Genomic DNA, 453 nt, shown 5'->3' with positions numbered 1-453 from the left:
TACGCCGGCTGGCTGCCCACCCTGGCGGTCGGTGCCGGATTCATGCCCGGGGCGTACCGGGAGTTCGGCCCGCTGGCCGAACACGTCCGCTTCGTCGAGCGGTCTTGCCGCAGGCTGGCGGTGTCCATTTTTGCCGGGATGGCCCGCTGGCAGGGTGGATTGGAGCGACGGCAGGCTTTCCTGGGCCGCGCGGTCGACATCGGCGTCGAGTTGTTCGCGATGACGGCGTGTTGCGTCCGGGCAAAGGCCGAGACCGTAACCGACCCGACCGGCGTCGAACTCGCGGACGCCTTCTGCGACCAGGCACGCGTCCGGGTCGACGCCCTCTTCACGGCCCTGTGGCACAACTCCGACACGAGCGACCGCAAACTGGCGCGGAGAGTCCTCGAGGGCCGCTACTCGAAATTGGAAGATGGCGTCCGCCACATCCGCGACGGCCTGCCATGGGTTGCG

At 68.9% G+C, this 453-nt stretch carries 1 pseudogene; it reads left to right on the top strand.

The annotated features are described in order from the left end of the window. Positions 1–453 (top strand): annotated as a pseudogene (locus BN358_RS26720) (acyl-CoA dehydrogenase); the annotation flags it as partial.

The organism is Sedimentibacter sp. B4 (genome assembly GCF_000309315.1).
In the GTDB taxonomy this organism is placed as follows: domain Bacteria; phylum Bacillota; class Clostridia; order Tissierellales; family Sedimentibacteraceae; genus Sedimentibacter; species Sedimentibacter saalensis.
This window is presented reverse-complemented; position numbering and strand designations above follow the sequence as displayed.